The sequence below is a fragment of the Nonomuraea candida genome, assembly GCF_000725485.1.
Classification (GTDB): domain Bacteria; phylum Actinomycetota; class Actinomycetes; order Streptosporangiales; family Streptosporangiaceae; genus Nonomuraea; species Nonomuraea candida.
In genome coordinates this window covers 118,746-141,548 of sequence record NZ_JOAG01000005.1, presented here as the reverse complement: position 1 = coordinate 141,548, position 22,803 = coordinate 118,746, and the positions used below count along the sequence as shown (strand labels likewise).

Genomic DNA, 22,803 nt, shown 5'->3' with positions numbered 1-22,803 from the left:
CAGAATGACCAGAACTATGGACCGCGACCGCCGCCCAGAGTGAGAATCCGATCGTCAACCGAAGATCGTGGCGACGCCGGGCGGTTCGCGTCCCGGGCGTAACCCCTGCTCAGCATGGGCGAGGATGTATGCGGGTAGTGCACGGACTGGTCGCGGCGGCGTTATCCATCACCACATCCATCACGGCACTGGCGGTCGTTCCGCCGGTGGCCGCAGAGACTTCCGGCCCGGCGGCCCGGCCGCCCGGCACGGCCGACCGGCCCGCCGGGCAGCCCGTGGGGAAGCCGCCGGGCACGGAGCAGGCGGGCACGGGGCAGGCGGGCACGGGGCAGGCGGGCACGGGGCAGATGGGCACGGAGCAGGCGGCGGTCGCGCAGGCGCGCGGCTCCGGCAGCCCGGTCGAGATCGAGTCCATGCGCACCGAGACCCGCACGGTCTTCGCACGGCCCGACGGCACGCTGTCCATGGAGCTGAACGTCCGCCCCGTACGCGTGCGCCAGGACGACCGCTGGGTCCCCGTGGACACCACGCTCCGCCTGCGCCCCGACGGCGCGATCGAGCCCGTGTCCGCCGCGGTCGGCCTGACCTTCTCCGGCGGCGGCAGCGCCCCGCTCGCCCGCCTGGCCCGCGGGGCCAAGACCATGGAGCTCGGCTGGCCCGGCCCGCTGCCCACACCCACCCTGAGCGGTGACACCGCCACCTACCCCGAGGTCATGCCCGGCGTGGACCTCCAGGTCACCGCCGACGTGGACGGCTTCTCCCACCTCCTGGTCGTCAAGTCGCGGGCGGCCGCCGCGGGCCTGACCGAGCTGACCTTCCCGCTGTCGGTCAAGGGCCTGACCCTGGCGTCGGACAGGGCCGGCAACATCGAGGCCACCGACGAGAACGACGGCACGATCTTCATCGCGCCCACCCCGAAGATGTGGGACTCCGAGGGCATGACGAGCCCGCGGGCGCTCAAGGAGGGCCGCTCGCCCGAGGCCCGCGAGGCCACCATGGGCGTGGAGCTGACGGGCAGGAAGCTGCGGCTGCGGCCGGACCGCAGGATGATGACCGACCCGGGCACGAAGTTCCCCGTCTACCTGGACCCGTACTTCTCGGCCGCGCGCGGCTCGTGGACGGCGGTCTGGAGCAACTGGCCCAACTCCAACTACCTCAACTCCAGCGACGTCGCCCGGGTGGGCCACGTCGAGTCGCAGAAGAACCGCTCCTTCTTCAACATGGCCACGGGCTCGACCATCCACGGCAAGCAGATCATCAAGGCGACGCTGCGCACGTACGAGACGTGGTCCTACTCGTGCAGCGCCCGCAAGGTGGAGGCGTGGGGGACCGGCGCGGTCTCCAAGACCACCACCTGGAACAAGCAGCCGTCGTGGAGCAGGCTGCTCGACACCAAGAACGTCGCCAAGGGGTGGGGCGCGAACTGCCTACCCGGCGGGGTGGAGTTCGACGTCACGTCCTGGATCGCCGACGCCGCCGCCAAGAAGTGGACCCAGGCCACCATCGGCCTGCGCGCCACCAGCGAGACCGACGTCTACGCCTGGAAGAAGTTCAAGAACAACCCGAGCCTGGTCATCGAGTACAACTCGCTGCCGTCCGCCCCCGTGGCGGCCGACACGTGGTCCGACCCGGGCGGCCCCTGCGTCTCCGGCGACGACCGGCCGATCATCAGCACCCCCGCGCCCCGCGTGTGGGCCAAGCTGAAGGACGCCGACAACTCGGTCAAGGGCCGCTTCGAGTGGTACGACGCCGCCGGCACGAAGACCGGCGAGTACGTCACCCCGCTCGGCTCCTCCGGCACCGCCTTCTCCGCGACCGTCCCGCAGGCCCTGTACGCCGACGGCGCGCTGATCCGCTGGCGCGTGCGGGCCGAGGACGGCAAGGCCAGCAGCGCCTGGAGCCCCTGGTGCGAGGCCACCGTGGACGCCACCGCCCCCGGCAGGGAGCCCGCGGTCTCCTCGCCCCAGTACACCGAGAACGCCTGGAGCGACGGCGTCGGGCTGCCCGGCACGTTCACGTTCGGCCCGAACGGCGTCCCCGACGTCGCCTCCTACCTGTGGGGCCTGGACTCCACCCCGAAGACCGAGGTCGCCGCGGGCCAGGACGGCGCCGCCACGATCACGCTGACGCCGCGCCACGACGGCCCGAACGTCCTGGCGGTGCGGAGCAAGGACCACGCCGGCCAGTTCGGCCCCATCCGCACCTACGTCTTCAACGTCAACGCGGGCCGGGGCCCCAGCGGTCACTGGACGCTGGACGACGGCCAGGGCACGGTGGCCGCCGACGCCACGGGCGCCCACCCGGCCACCCTGCACGGCGCCACCTGGACCGCCGGCAAGACCGGCACCGCGCTCAGGCTCGCGAACGCCCACGCCCAGACCGCCGGTCCGGTCCTCGACACCGGCCGCAACTACACCGTCACCGCCTGGGCCCGCCTGACCGGCACGGCCGCCACCGCGACGGCCGTCACCCAGGAGGGCGCCAGGAGGGGCGGGTTCGCCCTGCAGTACGCCAAGGACGCCGACCGCTGGGCGCTGACCGTGCCCGGCGCGGACACCGACGCCGCCCCGGTCGCGCGGGCCCTGTCGGCCGCCGCCCCGAGGCTGAACGAATGGACCCACCTGGCCGGCGTCTACGACTCGGCGGCGGGCCAGATCACGCTCTACGTGAACGGCCGCCCGGAGGGCACCACCGCCGTCACCACACCCTGGAACGCCACGGGCCCCCTGACGATCGGCCGAGGGAAGGTCGGCGGGGCGGCTTCGGACCACTGGCCCGGAGACGTCGACGACGTGCGCGCCTACGGCCGCGCGATGTTCGCCGACGAGATCGCCGAACTGGTCAACAGCGCTGCCACGCTGGTGGGCCACTGGAAGCTGGATGAGGAATCCGGCTCCGCGGCGGCCGACTCCTCGGGCCGGGCGACCGCCGCGACGCTGTCCGGAGCCGCCTCGTGGACGTCGGGCTGGCTGGACGGGGCGCTCGCCCTGGACGGCGTGGACGGCCACGCCCAGGCGGGCGCCCCGGCCGTCAACACCAGGACCGGCTTCACCGTCGCCGCCTGGACCCAGCTCGACTACCTGCCCACCCGCGACACGGCGATCGTGGCGCAGCCGGGCGGGCGGGCCGCGGGCTTCCAGCTCGGGTTCGAGAAGGAGCGGGGGCGCTGGGCGCTCGGCATGGCCGCCGCCGACACCGACGCCGCCGCCCTCGTACGGACCCGCTCCGACGCCATCCCCAACCCGCTGGAGTGGACCCACCTCGCCGGCGTCTACGACCCGCTCGCCGGTGAGCTGCGCATCTACGTCAACGGGCGGCTGTCCACCACCACGGTCACCAGCCATGTGAGCACGTGGAACGCCACCGGGCCGCTGCAGCTGGGGCGGACCAAGGCGGCGGGCGTCTTCACCGGCCACTGGCCGGGGACGGTGGACGACGTCCGGACCTACGACGGGGTGCTGAGCGCCGAGCAGATCGCACAGCTCGCCGCCCAGTAGCTCCCCGGGCGCGGGGCCTTCGTGGCCCCGCGCCCGCTGCCCGGTTCGCGGGGGTTCGCCGGGGACCGGGCTCCTGGCAGTTCGGGGCGGGCCACTGGTGTTCCCGGGCCACTGGTGTTCCCGGGCCTACCTCCATAGAATCTTGTTCGGTTTTCAGGAGGAGGCAGCGTGGGCGCGTTTGATCTCAGCGGGAAGCAGGCCCTGGTCACGGGGGCGTCGAAGGGGATCGGGCGGGCCATCGCGCTCGCGTACGCGGAGGCGGGGGCCGACGTGGCGCTCGTGTCCCGCTCGGCCGGGGCGTTGGCCGAGGTGGCCAAGGAGGTCGAGGCCCTGGGGCGGCGCGCGCTCGTCATCCCCGCCGACCTCACCGACCGCGAGGCGGCCGCCTCCTCGGTCGCGGCGGCGATCGACGGGCTCGGCCACCTCGACATCGTGGTCAACAACGCGGGCGGGTCGAACTTCCTGGTCCCGTTCAAGGACCTGCGGCTGTCGGGCTGGGACAAGCTGATGCGGCTCAACCTCGACTCCGCCATGGCCGTCTGCCACGCGGTCGCCCCGCACCTGCTCGGCCGGGGCGAGGGCGTGGTGATCAACGTCGCCTCCGTGGCGGCGCTCGGCGCGCCGCTGCTGGCCCCCTACGCCGCCGCCAAGGCCGGCGTGGTGGCGCTGACCAAGACCCTGGCCGTGGAGTGGGCGGCGGCCGGCGTGCGGGTCAACGCCCTGTGCCCCGGCTGGACGGCCACCGACCTCAACCGCAACCTCTGGGAGGACGAGGCGTCGAACGCGGCCACGGTGGCGACCGTGCCCATGCGGCGCTGGGGGAGCGTCGAGGAGATGGCGCAGCCGGCGGTGTTCCTGGCCAGCGCGGCCTCGGCGTACATGACGGGACAGGTGCTCTTCGTGGACGGCGGCGCCACCGCGATGTGACGGGTGCGTTGATCCAGGGGCACGTAGTTCAGGGGCACGTGGTTTCAGGAGCGTAAGGTTTCAGGGACGCGGGGTTTCAGGGACGCGGGACGTTCTCCTGGAACTCGCCCGCGACGTTGCCGGGCGGCTCGAACACGAAGACGATCCACGTCTCGTGCCCGGCAGCGCCCTGGCCCGCCACGCGGGCGGCGCCCATGGCCGTGGTGGCCTTCCAGACGAGCGCGCTGAAGGGGCTGGGGCGCGGATCGTTCCAGTCGTGGGCGGCGGATTCGGCGTACCAGGCGGCCACCGCGTCGGCGGCGGTGCTCATGTCCGCGCCCGCGCCGTGGAAGACGTTCTCACCGGTGCCCGCGCGCCCGTCCTCGTGCCCGGCGCCGCCGGAGAGCGCGGCGGCCCTGGCCCTGGCGTACTCCACCAGCAGCGGGTCCATGGCCAGCGGCGGGACGTGGTGCGCGGCGCGGCGCTCGTTCACCTCACGCAGCGCCTGGAGGAGGAACTCGGCGTTGGTGGCGTCGGGAAGCACGGGACGGGTCTGCGGCATGCCTGTCACCTCGGGGTGGTCGTGCCTGGATTGTGCGCGGGAATGAGTCATCAGGCAATGTCAGATTTGTGGCGGACATGAGCGAAGTGCGGCTTTTATCGGGCAAGTCGGGCCTCTTTCCGAATATCGGCATGCGACATTGAGTGATTGTCGTCGTGAACCGGGCTACCGTGTGGTCCGTGCAGCTCTACAGGAGATCTGCCGGGACCGGGATCCCGGTTGTGCTGCTTCACGCGTTCCCGCTGTCGTCGGCCATGTGGCTGGCCCAGCGGGAAGAACTGGCCAAGGTTTGCCGGGTCATCACTCCCGACCTGCGCGGCTTCGGCGGGTCGCGGCTGGGCGAGGACGAGCCGTCGCTCGACCTGATGGCCGACGACGTCGCCAGGCTGCTCGACGAGGAGGGCATCGACAGGGCGGTGATCGGCGGGTTGTCGATGGGCGGCTACGTCGCCATGGCCTTCTGCCGCCGGCACGCCGACCGGATGCTCGGCGTGATCCTGGCCGACACCAAGGCCGCCCCGGACCCGCCCCCGGCCAGGGAGAACAGGGAACGCATCGCCCAGGCCGTGCTGTCGGCGGGCAGCGAGGTGCTGGTCACCGAGGTGCTGCCGGCGCTCATCGGGCCGACCACCAGGGAGCGGCGGGCCATGGTGTTCGGCAGGGTCAAGGGGCTGGTGCAGTCGGCCCCGCCGAGGGCCGTGGCCTGGGCGCAGCGGGCGATGGCCGCGCGGCCCGACTCCTTCGAGACGCTGAACGGGCTCAAGGCGCCGCTGCTGATCATCGTGGGCGAGGAGGACGAGCTGTCCCCGCCCGCCGACGCCGAGGCCATGGCCCGGGCCGCGCCCGAGGGCAAGGTGGAGATCATCCCCAAGGCCGGCCATCTCAGCGCGGTCGAGCAGCCGGAGGCGTTCAACGCGGCGGTGACGGAGTTCCTCAGGACGGAGTTCCTCAGGACGGAGCTCGGCGGCAGCCGGCGGTAGCGGCGCGGGGGTGCGAGGGGCCGCGTCGTCAGACGCGGTCCTGGCGGGGCAGCACGAGCTCGCGGATGATCAGCGCGATGGCCGCCGCCACCGGGATGGCCAGCAGCGCGCCCACGATGCCCAGCAGCGCGCCGCCGAACAGCGCCGCGATCACCGTCACCGCCGGCGTCACGTCCACCGAGCGCCTCATCACCTTGGGATAGATGAAGTAGTTCTCGACCTGCTGGTAGACCACGAAGAAGATGGCGCACGCGATCCCGGCGGGCCACGACTCCAGCAGGGCCACGCAGGTCACCAGCACCGCGCCGATCGTGGCGCCCACCAGCGGGATCAGGTCCGTCAGCGCCACGACCAGGGCGAGCGCGAGCGCGTACTGCACCCCGACGATCGACAGGAAGATCCAGGTCAGCACGCCCGCGATGACCGAGATCAGCACGTTGCCCGCCACGTAGCCGCCGATGCCGCCGAGGATCTCCTCGGTGATCGCGCGCGTGCGCGGCCTGCGCGAGGCCGGCACGAGCTTGAGCAGGTAGTCCTTGATCGTGTGCAGCGAGCCCAGGAAGTACAGCATGAGCACCAGCAGCGTCACCGTGGTGAACACGCCGTTGAGCACCACCAGGCCCGCGCCCATGATGCCGGTCGCCAGCGACGGGCCCAGGGTGTTCGTCACGAACGTGCGCAGCTGCGGGAGGATCTGGTAGTCGGCGTCGAGCTGGCGCAGCGTCGGATGGTTGCTCAGCTCGGTGATGTAGCCCGGCACCGCGTCGATGAACTCGGTGAGCTGCTTGCTGACCGGCGGCACGATGGCCAGCCCGAACAGCGCGAACGCCACGATGACCCCGGCGAACACGATCGAGATCGCGCCCCGCCTGGCCAGGCCGCGCCGCTGCAGGGCCTCGACGGCCGGGTTCAGCCCGACGGCCAGGAACATCGCCACCACGACCAGGATGATCGTGCTGAGCGAGGCCACGATCATCTGGGCCAGCGCCAGCGCCGTCAGCACGCCCAGGCCGCCGACCAGACCGAACAGGAACGGGCCGCGGGCGAACGGCTTGCCGGGCAGCCCGTAGGGCGCGCTCGCGTCGTCCTTGCTCCGGCCCGGCTCCTCCGCCCGCTCCCGGGCCTGCGCCGGCGCCTGCTCGGACGCCCGCCGTTCTTCCTGCTCGCTCGCGGGCTCGACCTCTGCGGACAAGGACACTCCAGGGGGATCGGCGACACTGCATGACGGGGGAGCACCGGTTCGTGCTCGCCCGACGGCAAAGAGAGAGCCTAGCGACCTTCCGGTCGCCAGGCTCTCCCCAGCCGTCATTCAGCCCCCGTGTATGGCCCCCGCGTTACTCCTGCCACCACTCGGCGTCGTCGTCGGCCTTCTTGACCTCCACCTTGGGCGCGGGGGTCGTCGGCGGGGCCGGCGGCTCGGCCGCGGGCGCGGCGAGCGCGGGCTTCGGCGGGGCCGCGGTGACCGCGGGCTCCGGCTCCATGCCCGGCAGGGCGGCGCCGCCGAGGAGCTGGCGGAGCTGGGCCAGGTGGCTGGTGATGCTGTCGCGCTGGCGGGTCAGCTCGTCGACCTGGCGCTGCATCGCCGAACGGGTGCGCTCGGCCTCGGTCTTCGCCTCGGTGACGATCGTCTCGGCGCTCGCCTTGGCCTCGGCCACGATCGTGTCGGCGCTCTTGCGGGCGTTCGCGACGAGCTGCTTGGCGTGCAGGTCGGCCTCACGGCGGGTCTGCTCGGCCTGCTGGGTGGCCTTCGTGGCCCGCGACTCGGCGGTGGCGGCGCGCTGCTCGGCCTCGGCGACCAGCTTCTGCGTCGCGGCCTGCGCGGTGGCGTGGCGCTCGGCCTCCTGGCGCTCGGCCTCCTCGCGGCGGGAGGCGAGCTGGATCTCGAACTCGGCCTCGTCCTGGGCCCGCTTGGCCTCCGACTCCTCCAGCACCCGCTGCGCCTGCGCGCGCATCTCGTCGGCCTGCCGCTTGGCGGTGGTCAGCACCTCGTCGCGCTCGCGCTTGGTCGAGGCGCGCAGCTGCGCCACCTCGCGCTCGGTGGTGGTGCGGAGCTTGGCGATCTCCCGCTCGGCGTCGGCGCGCTTCTCGGCCACCTCGTGGTCGGCGGTGGCGCGCAGCTTGGCGGCCTCGCGCTCGGTGGTGTTGGTCAGCTCGTCGGCCTCGCGGCGGGCGGTGGAGCGGATGTCCTCGGCCTCCCGCTCGGCAGTCGTGCGCATCTCGTCGCTCTCGCGCGCGGCCTGAGCCCGCTTCTCGGCGGCCTCGGCCTCGGCGGCGGCGCGCAGGTCGGCGGCCTCGACCTTGGCGGCGGCCTTGATCTCGTTGGCCTCTGACCTGGCGGCCTGGACGAGCTCGGTCGCCTGCTCCTCGGCCAGCCGGAGCAACTGCTCGATGCGGGCGCCGAGGCCGGAGTAGGTGGGACGCTCCTGCTCCTGCAACTGGCGCTGGGAGTCGGACAGATCGCGCTGGAGGCTGGCGACCTGCTCACGGGCCTGGCGCAGCTCCCCGTCGAGCTGCTTGAGGTGATCGTGGACCTGGTGCCGGTCGTAACCGCGGAGCACCACGTCGAACTCGCGTGCTGGGGCGTCCTCGAAGAAGTTGTTGAGCTGGGCGTCGATGTCGGACTGCATGGAGGCTCGATCCTGGGTTGTCGAGACGGCTACACGGGCCGGACGGGGGGTTCGGGGCATCCGTACCAGGAGCCTGTGCCTCTCGGCAGGCCCCGTGTCCGGTGGAAGGTCAAGCGTACTCCGCTGGTGCCACGTGCGAAGCCCCGTCCATCTTTCTGCGTGACTAGTTACATATGAACGGATTACACGTTTTGTGATGGTTTGCCGGAATCGCTGGCCTGGACCAATTCCGTCAGCATTCCCCCCACGTCCTTGGGGTGCAGGAACGCGATCCGCGAGTTCATCGACCCGTGCCGGGGGCGCTCGTCCAGCAGTCGCACGCCCTTCTCATTGATCCTGGCCATCGCGTCGGCCACGTCGTTCACCCCGAACGCCACGTGGTGCACGCCCTCGCCGCGCCTGGCCAGGAACTTGCCCACGGGCGAGTCCTCCGAGAGCGGCTCCAGGAGCTGGATGTAGGAGCCCCCGCCCGCGCCGTCGGCGATGTGCAGCATGGCCTCCTTGACGCCCTGCTCCTCGTTCACCTCCCTGGCCACGACCGTCAGCTCGAACGTCCGGGAGAAGAACTCGATCTTCTCCTCAAGGTCGTGGCAGGCGATCCCGATGTGGTCGATCCGCATGAACATGTGTGGCCTACCTCCATGGCGAGCGACGTCCTACTCGTGGGTATGGTGTCAAAGAGCGGACGCGCGAGCACAGGAGGCCGTTGTCATGTCCAGTTCCGTCATCGTCGCCGGAGCTCGCACCCCCATCGGAAAGCTGCTCGGCTCACTGTCCAGCCTGCAGGCCGTCGACCTCGGCGGCCTGGCCATCAAGGCCGCGCTGGAGCGGGCCGGGGTCGCCCCCGAGGCGGTCGAGTACGTGATCATGGGCCAGGTCATCCAGGCGGGCGCCGGCCAGATCCCCTCCCGCCAGGCCGCCGTCAAGGCCGGCATCCCCATGACCGTCCCCTCGGTCACCATCAACAAGGTGTGCCTGTCGGGCCTCGACGCCATCGCCCTGGCCGACCAGCTCATCAGGGCCGGCGAGTTCGACATCGTCGTGGCCGGCGGCATGGAGTCCATGACCAACGCCCCCCACCTGCTGCCCGGCCTGCGCAAGGGCGTCAAGTACGGCGGCTCGCAGGTCGTCGACTCGATGGCCCACGACGGCCTGTTCTGCGCCTTCGACCAGTGCGCGATGGGCGAGTCGACCGAGCGTTACAACGCCCGCCTCGGCATCGGCCGCGAGGAGCAGGACGCCCTCTCGGCCCGCTCCCACCAGCTCGCCGCCGCCGCCGCCAAGAACGGCGCCTTCGACGACGAGATCGTCCCGGTCGAGATCCCGCAGCGCCGCGGCGAGCCCGTGGTCGTCATGGAGGACGAGGGCATCCGCGGCGACACCACCGTCGAGACCCTCGCCAAGCTCCGCCCCGCCTTCGCCGCCGACGGCACGATCACGGCCGGCTCCGCCTCCCAGATCAGCGACGGCGCCTGCGCCGTGGTGGTCATGTCCAAGGCCAAGGCCGAGGAGCTGGGCCTGCCCTGGCTCGCCGAGATCGGCCGGCACGGCAACGTCGCCGGCCCCGACACCTCCCTGCAGTCCCAGCCCGCCAACGCCATCAAGCACGCCATGGCCCGGCAGGGCGTCACCGCCGACGACCTCGACCTCATCGAGATCAACGAGGCGTTCGCGAGCGTCGTGCTGCAGTCGGCCAAGGAGCTCGGCGTCCCGCTGGACAAGGTCAACGTCAACGGCGGCGGCATCGCCCTCGGGCACCCGATCGGGGCGTCGGGGGCCAGGATCGTGCTGACGCTGGCGTACGAGCTGAAGCGGCGCGGCGGAGGGCTCGGGGCGGCCGGGCTGTGTGGTGGCGGTGGGCAGGGGGACGCCCTGCTCATCACCGTGCCGGCTTCTTAGCTCGACCGGGCCGGCGTGGGTGGCGCATGGCGTCGCCTGGTGGCGCCACGGGGCTCAGAAGGGGCGCGCTGCGCATGAGGGCGCTCCCATAGGGCGCTTCGCGGGGCGATCGAACGTCCGCCCCCGTCACTTCTCGTTGATCGTCTGATCGCCGCCGGCTTGGTGGATCCGTCCCTGCCCCGACGCCTCGGCGTTCAGCTGGATATGGGTCGTCCCGTCACCCGTGGAGATGACGCCTGAATTGTCGCCCCCGATGGCCACCGAACGCGGCCCGGACGCCGAGACGTCGGGTTCGGGGCCGGGCTGCCGGGTGGGCTCGTCGGTCGGCTGCGGAGGGTTGGCGCGGAGGCCGTGGATCGCGACTCCCAGGCCGGCGATCGCGACGAAGAGGCCGATCACGCCAGCCAGCTTGTCGGCTTCGTCCAGTCCCACTCGGACGAAGTAGACGATCAACGCCGCCACGGTCACCACCGCGACCGCGGCCCCGCCCCACACCGGCACGTGCTTGCGCATACTCGCATCATCGGTCCGTGGCAAGGCCGGCATCAACCGTTGTGAGGCCGGTGTGTCAGGACGTCCCGAGGATTCGGGCCGGGGTCCGTCTTGGCGGTTCCCGGGGCTCCCGGATGCGGAGCCGGGTACGCGTCGGGGTCCGGACAGCGCGAGGCCCCGGTCCGACCAGGAATGGACCGGGGCTCCGCACGTCGCGCCCGCCGGCCTGACCAGGAATTCAGGCTCGGGCGCCGTCGCCCCCCTAGGGGGGCATCTCAGCCCGGCCGCGAGGGAGGTGGCGGCCGGGCTGCTTGTGGGCGGTCATGAGGCGAGGAACCTGGCGAACACCGAGCGGTGACGGCGCTCGGACGGCCGGTCCTTGCGGGCCTCGCGGACGCGCCGCTGCTCGGCGGCGGCCTGCCGCAGCTCGGCGGCGTGGTACTGCATGACGCTGTATTCGAGTTCGGCGTTCATTCGGGTGCTCCCTTTGCTCGTTCCCTGCACTCTCAAGATTCGTCCTAAGGCCCCCACCGACACATCGGGCGTATGCCCTATCTCTCGGCATAAGCGCAGCTAGTGACATGCCTAGGGAGGCGCACAAGGCGCCTAAGGCGCGGGTGAGGGATGCCTAGGGACCGCTGAGGCACGGCTGAGGGAGGGCTAAGGGCACAGGCGGATGCCTCAGGGAGACGGTGCAGGGATGGGGTCAGGGCTCGTCGGTGAACTTCACCGTGACCTTCGTGAAGCCGAGCGAACGCAGCATGCCCGACAGCATCGTCTTGGTGTTGGCGTCGGCCCTGGCGCGCAGGTCGCTGGCGACGGCCGCCTCGCTGATCTTCTTCTCGGCCAGGAGATACAGCTCCCGCTGGTCGGCGGGCGAGCCCGAGAGGAAGTCACGCACCCGGTCGAACAGGCCGCGCTCCTGCGCGAACACGTAGGAGCGGCTGTTGTCCAGGTTGGGCTTCTCCAGCTGGGCGCGCGGCAGGCGTACCGTGGCCTCGGTGCGGTCGGGCGAGACCGTCACGCCGTTGGTCGCCAGGGCGGAGAAGTCGACGTAGGCGTCCACGCCGCCGGCCCCGACGAAGAGCGTGCGGGTGCCCTTGATCGCGTCGGGCAGGAAGTTGGCGTCCTTCTCCAGGTCCACGACCACCTGGAAGTTCCCCGTCGCGGCCTCGAACCTGCTCATGTCCTTGATGGACTGCAGCAGCGCCGGCTGGCTGCGGTCGATGCTCCGCTCGCCGAACGGGTCGATCCAGGACCAGGCCAGGCGCCCGCCCACCACGAGCAGGGCCGCGAGGACCAGGAGCGCCGCGCCATATCGCCACCAGCGGCGCCGTCCGGGTTTCGCCTCGGGCGGCGCCGTACGGGAAGTCGTCATGCGAGCATGACTACCCGCCAACCGATCATCATCGCCAGCCCTTTGGTGACATCTTCGGTCCCCAGCCGCCGTCCGGCGCGGCGGGACGCCCGTACGAGACGGGCATGGCCGCCACCGGGCGCGCGTGCTCCCGCTGGCCGGAGGGGTCGGCGGGGGCGGCGTGGTCCGGGTGGCCGGTCTGGTCCGCGGCGGGCGCGGACCCGAGCAGCGGCAGGCTCAGGATCGCCGCCTCGGCGGCCCGGCGGGCGGACGGCGGAGCGGCCGGGACCCAGTGCGCGGGGGAAACCTCGGGAGAGCCGGCGCCGCCCGCTCCCCGCACCGCCCCCGCCCCCGAGATCCGCGCGGAGCCGGCGCCCCGCGCGGAACGGGCGGAGCCCACGCCGCGCGTGGCGTCCGTGCGCGGCACGGAGCCGGAGACGGGGGTGGACACCGTGCCCGCGTCCGTCTCACTGTCCGTCTCCGCGTCCGTGCCGGTGCTCGTGCCGGTGGGGGAACCCGTGCCCGGGGTGTTCGGCCTGGACTCGGCCGTCGCGGTGCCGCTGGGCCCCGGGTAGACCGGGTAGACGTGGCTCGACTCCGGGCTCGGCCGCACCGGCGGCTGCGCGGGCGGCTGGGCCTGGCCGGGGGAGATGCCGAAGTGCGTGCTCGACAGCCGGCAGCCCTGGAAGTCGCCGTAGAACATGCGCAGCCACTCCATCCGCTGCTGCTCGCTCCAGGAGGCGAACCACGACGTCACGTACTGGTGCTCGGGCAGCGGCGTGCCCGGCAGCGGCTCGGCGCGCAGCCAGGCCACCACCATCTGCCGGTAGCCCTCGGCGACCGGGCTCTGGCACCTGGGGGCCAGCGCCTCGACGTATTCGTGCGCCGCCTCCTCGGCGAACCCTGCCGACAGGTCGGGCAGGTGCACCGGCGCCAGCCCGTACGAGGGCTTCAGCGGGTCGTCCAGCGGCCGCTGCTCCACCCGCGTGAACGCGGCCGGCGTGCCCGCCAGCCGGGAGGCGATCTGCGTGAACGCCGCCCCCAGCTCGGTCAGCCCCGCCCGCATCCCGGGATGCACGCACACCGTGATCGGCCACTCCTGGCAGGCGTAGGCGATGTCCACGGCCGCGGCCGGCTTCGGCTGCGCCAGCACCCGCGACACGCCCATCCCCGCGGCCAGCACCGACAGCAGCGCGCACGCCAGCACCAGGGCCTGCCTGGTGACCAGCGCCGCCCAGCCGAGCAGCAGCGCCGCCGTGATGCCGAGCAGCCAGATCGTCTGGTCGAAGAACGGCGCGCCGTTGTAGCCCTGGAACAGGTCGTACGGCTCCCCGGTGCCCGGCGCGAGCTTGTCGGCCCAGCCGCGGTCGTCGGCCAGCCACGAGAACAGCCCGTAGCAGGCCAGGCCCGCCAGCGGCGGCGTGAAGGGACGGGGCACCGACCAGCCGGCCACCCACCCGATCACCGAGTAGAGCGCCAGCCCCGCCATGCCCATCGCCAGCCCGGCCAGGCTCAGCCGGCCGGCCTGGTCGGTGAGCACCGTCTTGACGGCCAGCACCAGCACCGTGGCCCCGAACGAGCCCAGCACCACCACCACGATCGCCAGCGGCGCCTTGAGCGCCCGCCAGGTGGTGAGCGAGCGGCCGCGCAGCGCGCGGCGCTTGCGCAGCGCCACCCAGGCGGCGAAGGCCGCCGCGACCGGCCCGGTCAGCCGGAGCGAGCCGATGACCGCGGCCACGATGTTCTCCCACGCGTCCACGCCTGGGATCAGGACGTTCCACGCCGCGACCAGGCCGACAGCCAGCAGTACGGCAACCGTGACGGCCGCGCTGTGCTTCAGCTCCTCTCGTGAAACGCCCGCGTGCTCACGCACCCTTTTCCCCGTTGAAGTTCATCAAGCGCACCCCCCGTGCCCCTCGGTGACGCGGAGGCCGGTCGAGTCCCCGGCCGGTCCCCACCGCCGGCGGACTTGGCATCCGCGTCACCATTCGTACGAGAACCATAACTGAGCGTGATGATTGATGTCCGGATTCTTGGTCAAGCAAAGAAGTCTGTCGCTGAGAGTGACCAGACGAACCGGGACGAGGGGCGCGCTACCGTAGCGCTGTGTCGCAGCCGAAGCCGCTCAACCTGCCGTTCGATCCGATCGACCGCGCCGCGGAGAGCTGGCGCGCCCACTTCGGGCCGTCCGCTGCCATGGCCGCCGTTACCTCGATCATGAGAGCGCATCAGATCCTGCTGTCGCAACTTGACTCGCTCCTGAAGCCATACGACTTGACCTTCGCCAGATACGAGGCTTTGGTCCTGTTGACCTTCAGCAAGACGGGCGCGCTGCCGCTGTCCAAGATCGGGGAACGGCTCATGGTTCATCCCACCAGCGTCACGAACACGGTGGACAGGCTGGAGAAGTCCGGGTTCGTCCGCCGGCTGCCCAATCCCCGCGACGGCCGCGGCGTGCTGGCCGAGATCACCGAGCCGGGCAGGGACGTCGTGCGGCGGGCCACCGGCGACCTGATGGCCGCCGAGTTCGGCCTGGCGATGTACGCCGAGGACGAACTCCACCGCATGTTCGACCAGTTGCGCACGCTCCGGGTGGCGGCTGGTGACTTCCCGGCCTCGTCGATGCGGCAAGATGAAGGGCATGGCGGACTTCTCTAGGCCCGGGTCCCTCTACGGAGCGATCGACCTGGGCGCGCGCAAGCAGGCACTGGAGGCGCAGGCCCGGCGGGAGGCGGCAGGTCCCCAGGCGGCCTCGTCGGCCTCGATCGTCGACGTGACCGAGGAGACGTTCACGACCGACGTCATCGAGCGGTCCATGACCGTGCCGGTCATCCTCGACCTCTGGTCGCCGAGGGCGCCGGGCAGCGCCCAGCTCAGCCCGGTGCTGGAGAAGGTGCTCGGCGACCTGGGCGGCCGGGCCGTCCTGGCCAAGGTCAACGTGGACGCCAGCCCGCAGATCGCCCAGGCGCTGCGCGTGCAGGCCGTGCCGACCGTGCTGGCGATCTTCCAGGGCCAGGCCGTCACCGGCTTCCAGCAGGTGCTGCCCGAGCAGGAGGTGCGGCGCTGGCTCGACGAGCTGATGGGCGCGGTCGAGCAGTTCTACCAGGCCAACCCCGGCGCCCGGCCGCCGGAGGCGGCGGAGGGCGGCCAGGAGGCTCCCGAGGGCCCGCCCGCCGACCCCGACATGGTCGCGGCCGAGCAGGCCATCGAGAGCGGTGACCTCGACGCGGCGATCGCGGCCTACCAGCGGCTGCTGGCCCGCGCGCCGGGCAACGAGGACGCCAAGATGGGGCTGGCCGGCGTCAACCTGATCAAGCGCACGGCCGACGCCGATCCCGCCGACGTGCAGCGGCGCATGCAGGACCCGGCCGACATCGACGCCCAGCTCCTCGCCGCCGACCTGGAGATGCTCTCCGGCTCCGTCGACGAGGCGTTCGACCGCATCATCGCCGTGGTCAAGCGCACCTCGGGCGACGAGCGCGACCGGGCCAGGAAGCACCTGCTCGGGTTGTTCGAGGCATTGCCCGCCGACGACCCATCCTTGGTGAAGGCGCGCAGGGCATTGGCCAGCGCGCTGTTCTAGCCTGGGGGCATGCGGGTCGTCACGATTTCCGCGACATACGGCACGGCCGGCCATCAGATCGGCCCGGCCGTGGCCGAGCGGCTCGGCGTGCCCTTCGTCGACCGCGCCATCCCCAGCGCCGTGGCCGAGGAGCTGGGCTGCTCGCTGGAGGAGGCGCTGGCCCACGACGACCGGGCCGAGCGCGGGCTCAGCCGGCTGTTCTCCGGGGCGGTGCGGCTGCCGACCGTCACGTTCGGTGGCGTCGACATGTACGTCCCGGGGGTGATGCCGCACGCCCCCGAGGAGTTCGTACGCCACACCGAGCGCCTGCTCACCGAGACGGCCCGGCGGCGGGGCGGGGTGTTCCTGGGCCGGGCGGGGGCGGTGGTCCTGGCCGACCACCCCGGCGCGCTGCACGTCAGGCTCGACGCCCCGATCCAGCGCAGGATCCGGCAGACGGCCACGCTGGGAGAGCTCGGCGAGCGCGAGGCGCGCCGCGTCATCGAGGACAACGACCGGGCCAGATCCGCCTACGTGCGCCACTTCTACCGGGTCGATCCGGCGGATCCCGGTCAATATCATCTGGTCCTCGACAGCACCAGCATCCCCGTGCCCGCCTGCGTCGAGCTGATCGTCCTGGCCGCTGAGGCACTGGATTGACCAATCGCCCCCTAACATGGGAGGGATTCTTGGTCAGTCCCGAAGGAGCGATTGACGTGGCGACCGTCCCGAGTGTGTCGTACTCCATCACCGTGCGGCTTGAGGTGCCCGCCGGCGGCAAGGCCGTCAGCCAGCTCACCCACGCCGTAGAGTCGGCCGGGGGCGTCGTGACCGCCCTCGACGTCACCAACGCGGGGCATGAGAAGCTCCGCATCGACGTGACCTGCGCGGCCAGGGACACCGACCACGCGCAGGCCATCGTCGACCAGCTCGAGGCGGTCGAGGGCGTCGTCATCCACAAGGTGTCCGACCGGACGTTCCTCATGCATCTCGGCGGCAAGATCGAGATGAAGTCCAAGGTGCCGCTGCGCAACCGCGACGAGCTGTCCATGGCCTACACGCCGGGCGTGGCGCGCGTGTCGATGGCCATCGCGCGCAACAAGGAAGACGCGCGCCGCCTGACCATCAAGCGCAACACGGTGGCCGTCGTCACCGACGGCTCGGCCGTGCTCGGGCTGGGCAACATCGGGCCGGAGGCGGCGCTGCCGGTCATGGAGGGCAAGGCGGCGCTGTTCAAACGGTTCGCCGGCATCGACGCCTGGCCGATCTGCCTCGACACCCAGGACGTCGACGAGATCGTGCGCACCGTGCAGGTGATCGCCCCCGGCTTCGGCGGCATCAACCTGGAGGACATCGGCGCGCCGCGCTGCTTCGAGGTGGAGCGCCGGCTGCGCGAGCTGCTCGACATCCCGGTCTTCCACGACGACCAGCACGGCACCGCGATCTGCGTGCTGGCGGCGCTCACCAACGCGCTGCGGGTGGTGAACAAGAACATCGAGAACGTCAAGATCACCATGGCGGGCGCGGGCGCGGCGGGCAACGCCGTGCTGCGGCTGCTGCTGGCGGCCGGGGCGCGCAACGTCGTCGTCTGCGACTACCTGGGCGCCGTGCACAAGGGGCGCGACGACCTCGACGACTCGCTGCGCTGGATCGCCGACCACACCAACGCCGAGGGCTACTCCGGCGACCTGCGCGGCGCGGTCAAGGGCGCCGACGTCTTCGTCGGGGTCTCCGCGCCCGGCATCCTGACCGGCGACGACATCGCGGCGATGGCCAAGGACGCGGTGGTGTTCGCGCTGGCCAACCCCGAGCCGGAGGTGTCGCCCGACGACGCCCGCGAGCACGCCGCCGTGGTCGCCACGGGCCGCTCCGACTACCCCAACCAGATCAACAACGTGCTGGCCTTCCCCGGCGTGTTCCGGGGGCTGCTGGACGCGCAGGCCAGCGGCGTGACGCAGGAGATGCTGCTGGCCGCCGCCAACGCGCTCGCCGCGGTCGTCACGCCGGAGGAGCTGGGGCCCAACTACATCATCCCGAGCGTCTTCCACCCGGACGTCGCCACCGCCGTCGCCGCCGCCGTCCGCGAATCCGCCGGCGGCCGCGCGCGCGGCTTCACCGAGGCGTGATCGAGTTTTTCCGTTACGGCGGTGCCGGCGGCACGCCAAGCGCCGGCCGGGGCTGAGGGCCTCCAGGGAGACGGCGGCTGACCCGCACGGGGCGGGCCGCCGTAACGGCGTCACGTCGGCCGTCGACGTGGTGACCCGTGGGCCGTTGACGCGGTGACCCGTGGGCCGCTGACGCGCTGACCCGGGGGCCTTCGACGTGGTGACCCGTGGGCTGTTGACGTGGTGACCCGTGGGCTGTTGACGTGGTGACCCGTGGGCTGTTGACGTGGTGACCCGGGGGCCGTTCACATGGTGGCCTGGCGGGTCGTCCGAATGGCGGACCACCGGGCCCGTGCGGTGGTCGTGGGGCTCACCCCGGTGTGTGGTGGGCCTGGGTGGTGATGGCGGGCATGAGGCGGTAGCTCTCCTGGAAGACCAGGTTGTGGGCGTCGGCGGCGGCGATCACCCGGAGGGTGTCGAGCTGGCCGGCCGCGTCCGACTCGTCGAAGACGTTCAGCGGCCAGTCGCCGACCGTGTTGCCGCGCAGGTGCGGATGGTGGAAGTCGCAGCCGAAGTGGGCGACGACCGCGATCGGCTGCACCCCGGCGTCGCGCTGCTGCGGCCAGGTCAGCGACCACATCGCGTTGAGCCCGCCCTCGCGCGAGCGGGTGACCCCGCTGGCCACCACCTCCCCGGTGCCGAGCAGCAGGTCGGCGTTGGCCTCGTCGAGGGCCCGGCGCGCCACCGGATCGAGCAGCTCGACGGCCCTGGTGAACACGCGTTCCTTGTCCTCCCGCGTGACGGCCTGGCCGTGGTCGCCGTCGCGCAGGTCCGTGAAGTGCCGCAGCAGGGCTTCGTTGATGGGAGTACGCATGCCCACCCCCTGCCCACGCCGGGCACGGGGCCACCTCCCGCGCCGGTTCAGCCCAGCAGCGCCGCGATCCCGGCCCGGACGTCGGGCGTGTCGAGGCCGCGTACGGTGAGGGTGGTGCGGCGGCGTACGACGTCGTCCACCGTGGCCGCCCACTCGTGGTCGCGCGCGTAGATCGCCTGGGCCCAGATGTCGGGGCCGTCCGGGTGGATGCGCTCGCCGAGCGCGGGGTCCTCGCGGATGAGCCGCGCCAGCTCGAACGCGAGCGAGCCGTAGTGCGTGGCCAGGTGCCTGGCCACCAGCGGGTCCATGCGCGCGCCCCGCTCGCGGTCGGTCCACAGGCGCAGCGCCACCGCGTCGGGGCTGGCCAGGCCGGGCAGCGGCACGGCGGGCAGGATGTCGGCCAGGTCGTCGCCGAGCGGCCGGCCCGGCAGGTGGGCGAGGATGTCGAGGACGTGCTTGCCGATGTGCCGGTAGGTGGTCCACTTGCCGCCGGCCACCGACAACATGCCGCCGGAGCCCCTGGTCAGCACCGTCTCCCGCTTGGCGGCCGTCACCTGGCCGGGACCGCCGGGCAGGACGCGCAGGCCGGCGAAGGCGTAGGTGATGTCCTCGCGCCGGAGCTGCTCGTCGCGTACGGAGTGGCCCGCCTCGTCGAGGATCTGCGCGATGTCGGCCTCCGTGGGGCTCACCAGGCCGGGGTCGCCCTCGTAGGGCTCGTCCGTGGTGCCCAGCAGCAGGTGGTCCTCCCACGGGATCGCGAACGAGACGCGGTATTTGTCGATCGGCGTGGTGAGCGCGGCCTTCCACGGCTCGTGCCGGCGCAGCACCAGGTGGGCGCCCTTGGACAGCCGGATGCTGGGCGCGGCGTCCGGGTCCTCCATGCGCCGCAGGTGGTCGACCCACGGGCCGGTCGCGTTCAGCACGAGGCGGGCCGAGACGCCGAACTCGGCGCCGTCGAGCCGGTCGCGCAGCTCGGCGCCCGTCACGCTGCCGGCCGTCTTGCGCAGCCCGACGACCTCGGCGTGGTTGAGCACGGTCGCGCCCGCGTCGACGGCGGCCCGCACGGTCATGACCGCGACGCGGCTGTCGTTCATCTGGTGGTCGCCGTAGACGGCGGCGGCCCGCAGCCCCTCGGTGCGCAGCGCGGGCACCTTGGCCAGCGCCTGGTGGGGCGTGATGACCTTGCCCATGCCGTCGCCGAACACCGACAGCGCCGAATACAGGAACACGCCCGCGCCCAGCTTGGCGGCGCCGTGCGGCCCGCCCTTGTAGATCGGCACCAGGAACGTCAGCGGCTTGACCAGGTGAGGCGCGATGTCGCCGGCCAGCGCGCGCCGCTCGCGGTGGTTCTCGGCCACCAGCTTGACGTTGCCGGTCTGCAGGTAGCGCAGGCCGCCGTGGACGAGCTTGGAGGAGGCGCTGGAGGTGGCCCCGGCGAAGTCGCCGGCGTCGACCATCGCCACCCGCAGGCCCGCCTGGGCGGCCATCCAGGTCACCGACGTGCCCAGGATGCCTCCGCCGATCACGAGCAGGTCGAAGGAGGTCGCCGAGAGCTCCTCCCTGACCTCCGCCCGGTCGGTGCCGATCGCGGTCGTCATCACCGTCATCCCTCCTGCTCGACCCAGCCCAGGGTGCGGGCCACGGCCTTCTTCCAGTTACGGTATTCGCGCTCGCGGGTGGACTCGTCGATGGCGGGGCGCCATTCGGCCGCCTTGTGCCAGTTGGCGCGCAGGCTGTCGAGGTCGGGCCAGTAGCCGGTGGCCAGCCCGGCGGCGTACGCGGCGCCGAGCGCGGTGGTCTCGGCCACCATCGGCCGGATCACCGGCACGGCCAGCACGTCGGCGAGCGTCTGCATGAGCAGGTTGTCGGCGGTCATGCCGCCGTCGGCGCGCAGCGTGGTCAGGTCGAGGCCCGAGTCGGCGTTCATCGCGTCCACCACCTCGCGGGTCTGCCACGCCGTGGCCTCCAGCACGGCCCGCGCGATGTGCCCCTTGTTGACGAACCCGGTCAGCCCCGCGATCACCCCGCGCGCGTCGGCGCGCCAGTGTGGCGCGAACAGCCCCGAGAACGCCGGGACGAAGTAGCAGCCGCCGTTGTCGTCCACGGTCCTGGCCAGCGTCTCGATCTCGGCCGCGCTGGAGATCAGGCCCAGGTTGTCGCGCAGCCACTGCACCAGGGAGCCGGTGACCGCGATGGCGCCCTCCAGCGCGTAGGTGGCGGGGCCGTCGCCGATGCGGTAGCCGACGGTGGTCAGCAGGCCGTGCTTGGAGACGACCGGCTCCTGGCCGGTGTTCATCAGCAGGAAGCTGCCCGAGCCGTAGGTGCTCTTGACCTCGCCCGGCGCGAAGCAGGTCTGCCCGAACAGCGCCGCCTGCTGGTCGCCCAGCGCCGCCGCCACCGGCACGCCGGCGGCGGTGTGCCCGTAGACCTCGGCCGAGGGGCGGATCTCGGGCAGCATCGCGCGCGGCACGCCCAGCGCGGCCAGCAGCTCGTCGTCCCAGGCCAGGGTGTGGATGTTCATGAGCATGGTGCGGCTGGCGTTGGTCACGTCGGTGAGGTGGCGGCCGGTGAGGTTCCACAGCAGCCAGCTGTCCATGGTGCCGAACAGCACCTCGCCGCGCTCGGCCCGCTCGCGCAGGCCGTACGCGTCGAGCAGCCAGCGGATCTTGGGCCCGGAGAAGTAGGTGGCCAGCGGCAGCCCGGCCCTCTCCTTGAACAGGCCCTCGTGCTCGGCCAGCGCCCGGGTGAGCGCGTCGGTGCGGGTGTCCTGCCAGACGACCGCCGGGCAGACGGGGCGGCCCGTGGCGCGCTCCCACAGCACGGTGGTCTCGCGCTGGTTGGTGATGCCCAGCGCGGCGATCTGGGCGTCCTCGATGCCGGCGCCGCTCACGGCCTCTTCCAGCACGCCCCGTACGGCCTGCCAGATCTCGTCCGCGTCGTGTTCGACCCAGCCCGGCCTGGGGAAGATCTGGCGGTGCTCACGCTGGGCGACGGAGATGATGTGGCCGGCCTGGTCGAACACGATGCACCGGCTGGACGTGGTGCCCTGGTCGATGGCGGCGACGTAGTGCGGTCGAGGCAACGGATTCCTCGCTAGGGCTCGTGGTTCGGCAATGCCGAACGCGATGGTATGTGGTCCCCGGGAAGCTGTTCAAGTGTCATCGGGCGAGGTCGCGGGTGATGGCGCGGGCGGCGTCGCGTACGTAGGAGACGAACTCCATGTTGAGCGTCTCCCCGGGGGCCAGCCGCTCCACCGCGCCCCTGATGCCGATGGCGCCGACCACGATGCCGCGCCGGTCCTTGATGGGCGCCGCGATGGCCACCTCGCCCTCGGTCAGCTCCTCCATCTCGGCCGCCCAGCCGCGCGCCCTGACCCGGTCGAGCTCCGCCTCCAGGGCGGCCGGTTCGACGAGGGTGCGCTTGGTGTGGGGGTGCAGGGGAGGGGCGGGCGGCTCGGCGTACGGGTCGTGGGCGAGCAGGACCTTGCCCAGCGCGCTGGCGTGGGTGGGCAGGTAGGTGCCCACCTGGAGCGTCTGCATGCTGTCGTCGGGCCGGAAGACGTGGTGGATGACCAGGACGTGGCCCTCGTGCAGGGTCCCGATCCAGGCGCTCTCCCTGCTGCGGCCGGCCAGCGCGTCGGCCCAGTTGATGGAGCGGGTGCGCAGCTCGTTGACGTCGAGGTAGCTGCTGCCCAGGTGGAGCAGCGTGGCCCCGAGCCGGTACTTGCCCGTGGCCTGGTCCTGCTCGACGAATCCGACGTGGACCAGCGTGCGCAGGATGCCGTGCAGCGTGCCCTTGGGCAGGCCCATCGCCCTGGCCAGCTCGGCCACGCCGAGCTGTCGGTGGCCGGAGGCGAGCAGCCGTAGGATCGCGGCGGCGCGCTCCACCGATTGAATCGTCTCTCCCACACCGGGAACCCTAGCGCAGTTCGGCATTGCCGAA

General features: G+C 72.1%; 20 protein-coding genes. 8 read left to right on the top strand and 12 right to left on the bottom strand.

Annotation, left to right across the window (positions count from 1 at the left end; translation table 11 throughout):
• Positions 1 to 128: 128 nt before the first annotated feature.
• On the top strand, positions 129 to 3,497 hold the full coding sequence (locus IO39_RS04305; protein ID WP_245641803.1) for a LamG-like jellyroll fold domain-containing protein: 3,369 nt from the start codon (positions 129 to 131) through the stop codon (positions 3,495 to 3,497).
• A gap of 168 nt (positions 3,498 to 3,665) precedes the next feature.
• A complete protein-coding gene (locus tag IO39_RS04300) occupies positions 3,666 to 4,424 on the top strand; it encodes an SDR family NAD(P)-dependent oxidoreductase (protein ID WP_043616248.1) in 759 nt (252 codons plus the stop codon).
• A 76-nt stretch (positions 4,425 to 4,500) separates the two neighbouring features.
• Here IO39_RS04300 and IO39_RS50250 read toward each other — a convergent pair whose 3' ends face one another.
• Entirely contained in the window at positions 4,501 to 4,965 is a 465-nt protein-coding gene (locus IO39_RS50250; RefSeq protein ID WP_052422431.1) for a CAP domain-containing protein, read from the bottom strand.
• Positions 4,966 to 5,186: 221 nt separating this feature from the next.
• On the opposite strand from IO39_RS50250, the gene IO39_RS04290 reads away from it, so the two are divergent.
• A complete protein-coding gene (locus IO39_RS04290) occupies positions 5,187 to 5,945 on the top strand; it encodes an alpha/beta fold hydrolase (protein ID WP_281199967.1) in 759 nt (252 codons plus the stop codon).
• A gap of 28 nt (positions 5,946 to 5,973) precedes the next feature.
• On the opposite strand, the gene IO39_RS04285 is transcribed toward IO39_RS04290, so the two are convergent.
• The 3 genes from IO39_RS04285 to mce all read right to left on the bottom strand — a co-directional run bounded on the left by IO39_RS04285 (position 5,974) and on the right by mce (position 9,198).
• Positions 5,974 to 7,143, bottom strand: a complete 1,170-nt coding sequence (locus IO39_RS04285; RefSeq protein ID WP_439331468.1) for an AI-2E family transporter — start codon at positions 7,141 to 7,143, stop codon at positions 5,974 to 5,976.
• A 136-nt stretch (positions 7,144 to 7,279) separates the two neighbouring features.
• Positions 7,280 to 8,572: a DivIVA domain-containing protein gene (locus tag IO39_RS04280; RefSeq protein WP_043616242.1), complete on the bottom strand. Its 1,293-nt coding sequence runs from the start codon at positions 8,570 to 8,572 to the stop codon at positions 7,280 to 7,282.
• 182 nt (positions 8,573 to 8,754) lie between these two features.
• Positions 8,755 to 9,198 carry a methylmalonyl-CoA epimerase gene (gene mce / locus IO39_RS04275; RefSeq protein ID WP_043616239.1) on the bottom strand — a complete coding sequence of 148 codons (444 nt, stop codon included), beginning with the start codon at positions 9,196 to 9,198 and terminating at the stop codon, positions 8,755 to 8,757.
• A gap of 85 nt (positions 9,199 to 9,283) precedes the next feature.
• Between mce and IO39_RS04270 the strand changes: the two genes are divergently transcribed.
• On the top strand, positions 9,284 to 10,471 hold the full coding sequence (locus tag IO39_RS04270) for an acetyl-CoA C-acetyltransferase (RefSeq protein WP_043616236.1): 1,188 nt from the start codon (positions 9,284 to 9,286) through the stop codon (positions 10,469 to 10,471).
• 126 nt (positions 10,472 to 10,597) lie between these two features.
• Here IO39_RS04270 and IO39_RS04265 read toward each other — a convergent pair whose 3' ends face one another.
• From IO39_RS04265 to IO39_RS04255, 4 genes are all read right to left on the bottom strand, one after another.
• A complete protein-coding gene (locus IO39_RS04265; protein ID WP_043616231.1) occupies positions 10,598 to 10,984 on the bottom strand; it encodes a hypothetical protein in 387 nt (128 codons plus the stop codon).
• Positions 10,985 to 11,284: 300 nt separating this feature from the next.
• Positions 11,285 to 11,437, bottom strand: a complete 153-nt coding sequence (locus tag IO39_RS55885; protein WP_169789020.1) for a hypothetical protein — start codon at positions 11,435 to 11,437, stop codon at positions 11,285 to 11,287.
• A gap of 232 nt (positions 11,438 to 11,669) precedes the next feature.
• The gene (locus tag IO39_RS04260; protein ID WP_043616228.1) at positions 11,670 to 12,341 is read right to left on the bottom strand and encodes a DUF4230 domain-containing protein; all 672 of its coding nucleotides are present in this window, start codon (positions 12,339 to 12,341) and stop codon (positions 11,670 to 11,672) included.
• 28 nt (positions 12,342 to 12,369) lie between these two features.
• Positions 12,370 to 14,193 (bottom strand): hypothetical protein, encoded by a 1,824-nt coding sequence (locus tag IO39_RS04255; RefSeq protein WP_052422430.1) that lies wholly within the window; start codon positions 14,191 to 14,193, stop codon positions 12,370 to 12,372.
• 233 nt (positions 14,194 to 14,426) lie between these two features.
• On the opposite strand from IO39_RS04255, the gene IO39_RS04250 reads away from it, so the two are divergent.
• The 4 genes from IO39_RS04250 to IO39_RS04235 are packed head-to-tail and all read left to right on the top strand — an operon-like array spanning position 14,427 to position 18,008.
• Positions 14,427 to 14,978, top strand: a complete 552-nt coding sequence (locus IO39_RS04250) for a MarR family winged helix-turn-helix transcriptional regulator (protein WP_043616225.1) — start codon at positions 14,427 to 14,429, stop codon at positions 14,976 to 14,978.
• Positions 14,962 to 15,903 (top strand): tetratricopeptide repeat protein, encoded by a 942-nt coding sequence (locus IO39_RS04245; RefSeq protein ID WP_043616222.1) that lies wholly within the window; start codon positions 14,962 to 14,964, stop codon positions 15,901 to 15,903. The genes IO39_RS04250 and IO39_RS04245 overlap by 17 nt, the downstream gene beginning before the upstream one ends.
• A 9-nt stretch (positions 15,904 to 15,912) precedes the next feature.
• Positions 15,913 to 16,542: a cytidylate kinase-like family protein gene (locus IO39_RS04240; protein WP_043616219.1), complete on the top strand. Its 630-nt coding sequence runs from the start codon at positions 15,913 to 15,915 to the stop codon at positions 16,540 to 16,542.
• A 56-nt stretch (positions 16,543 to 16,598) separates the two neighbouring features.
• Positions 16,599 to 18,008 (top strand): NAD-dependent malic enzyme, encoded by a 1,410-nt coding sequence (locus IO39_RS04235; protein WP_043616216.1) that lies wholly within the window; start codon positions 16,599 to 16,601, stop codon positions 18,006 to 18,008.
• 349 nt (positions 18,009 to 18,357) lie between these two features.
• On the opposite strand, the gene IO39_RS58750 is transcribed toward IO39_RS04235, so the two are convergent.
• The 4 genes from IO39_RS58750 to IO39_RS04215 form a co-directional block, all read right to left on the bottom strand.
• Positions 18,358 to 18,861, bottom strand: coding sequence for a sugar phosphate isomerase family (locus IO39_RS58750; protein ID WP_043616735.1), 504 nt, complete (start codon positions 18,859 to 18,861; stop codon positions 18,358 to 18,360).
• Between the two features lie 47 nt (positions 18,862 to 18,908).
• The gene (locus tag IO39_RS04225) at positions 18,909 to 20,459 is read right to left on the bottom strand and encodes a glycerol-3-phosphate dehydrogenase/oxidase (protein ID WP_063765217.1); all 1,551 of its coding nucleotides are present in this window, start codon (positions 20,457 to 20,459) and stop codon (positions 18,909 to 18,911) included.
• Between the two features lie 5 nt (positions 20,460 to 20,464).
• Entirely contained in the window at positions 20,465 to 21,943 is a 1,479-nt protein-coding gene (glpK, locus tag IO39_RS04220) for a glycerol kinase GlpK (RefSeq protein ID WP_043616210.1), read from the bottom strand.
• A 76-nt stretch (positions 21,944 to 22,019) separates the two neighbouring features.
• On the bottom strand, positions 22,020 to 22,796 hold the full coding sequence (locus IO39_RS04215) for an IclR family transcriptional regulator (protein ID WP_043616208.1): 777 nt from the start codon (positions 22,794 to 22,796) through the stop codon (positions 22,020 to 22,022).
• Positions 22,797 to 22,803 lie beyond the last annotated feature (7 nt).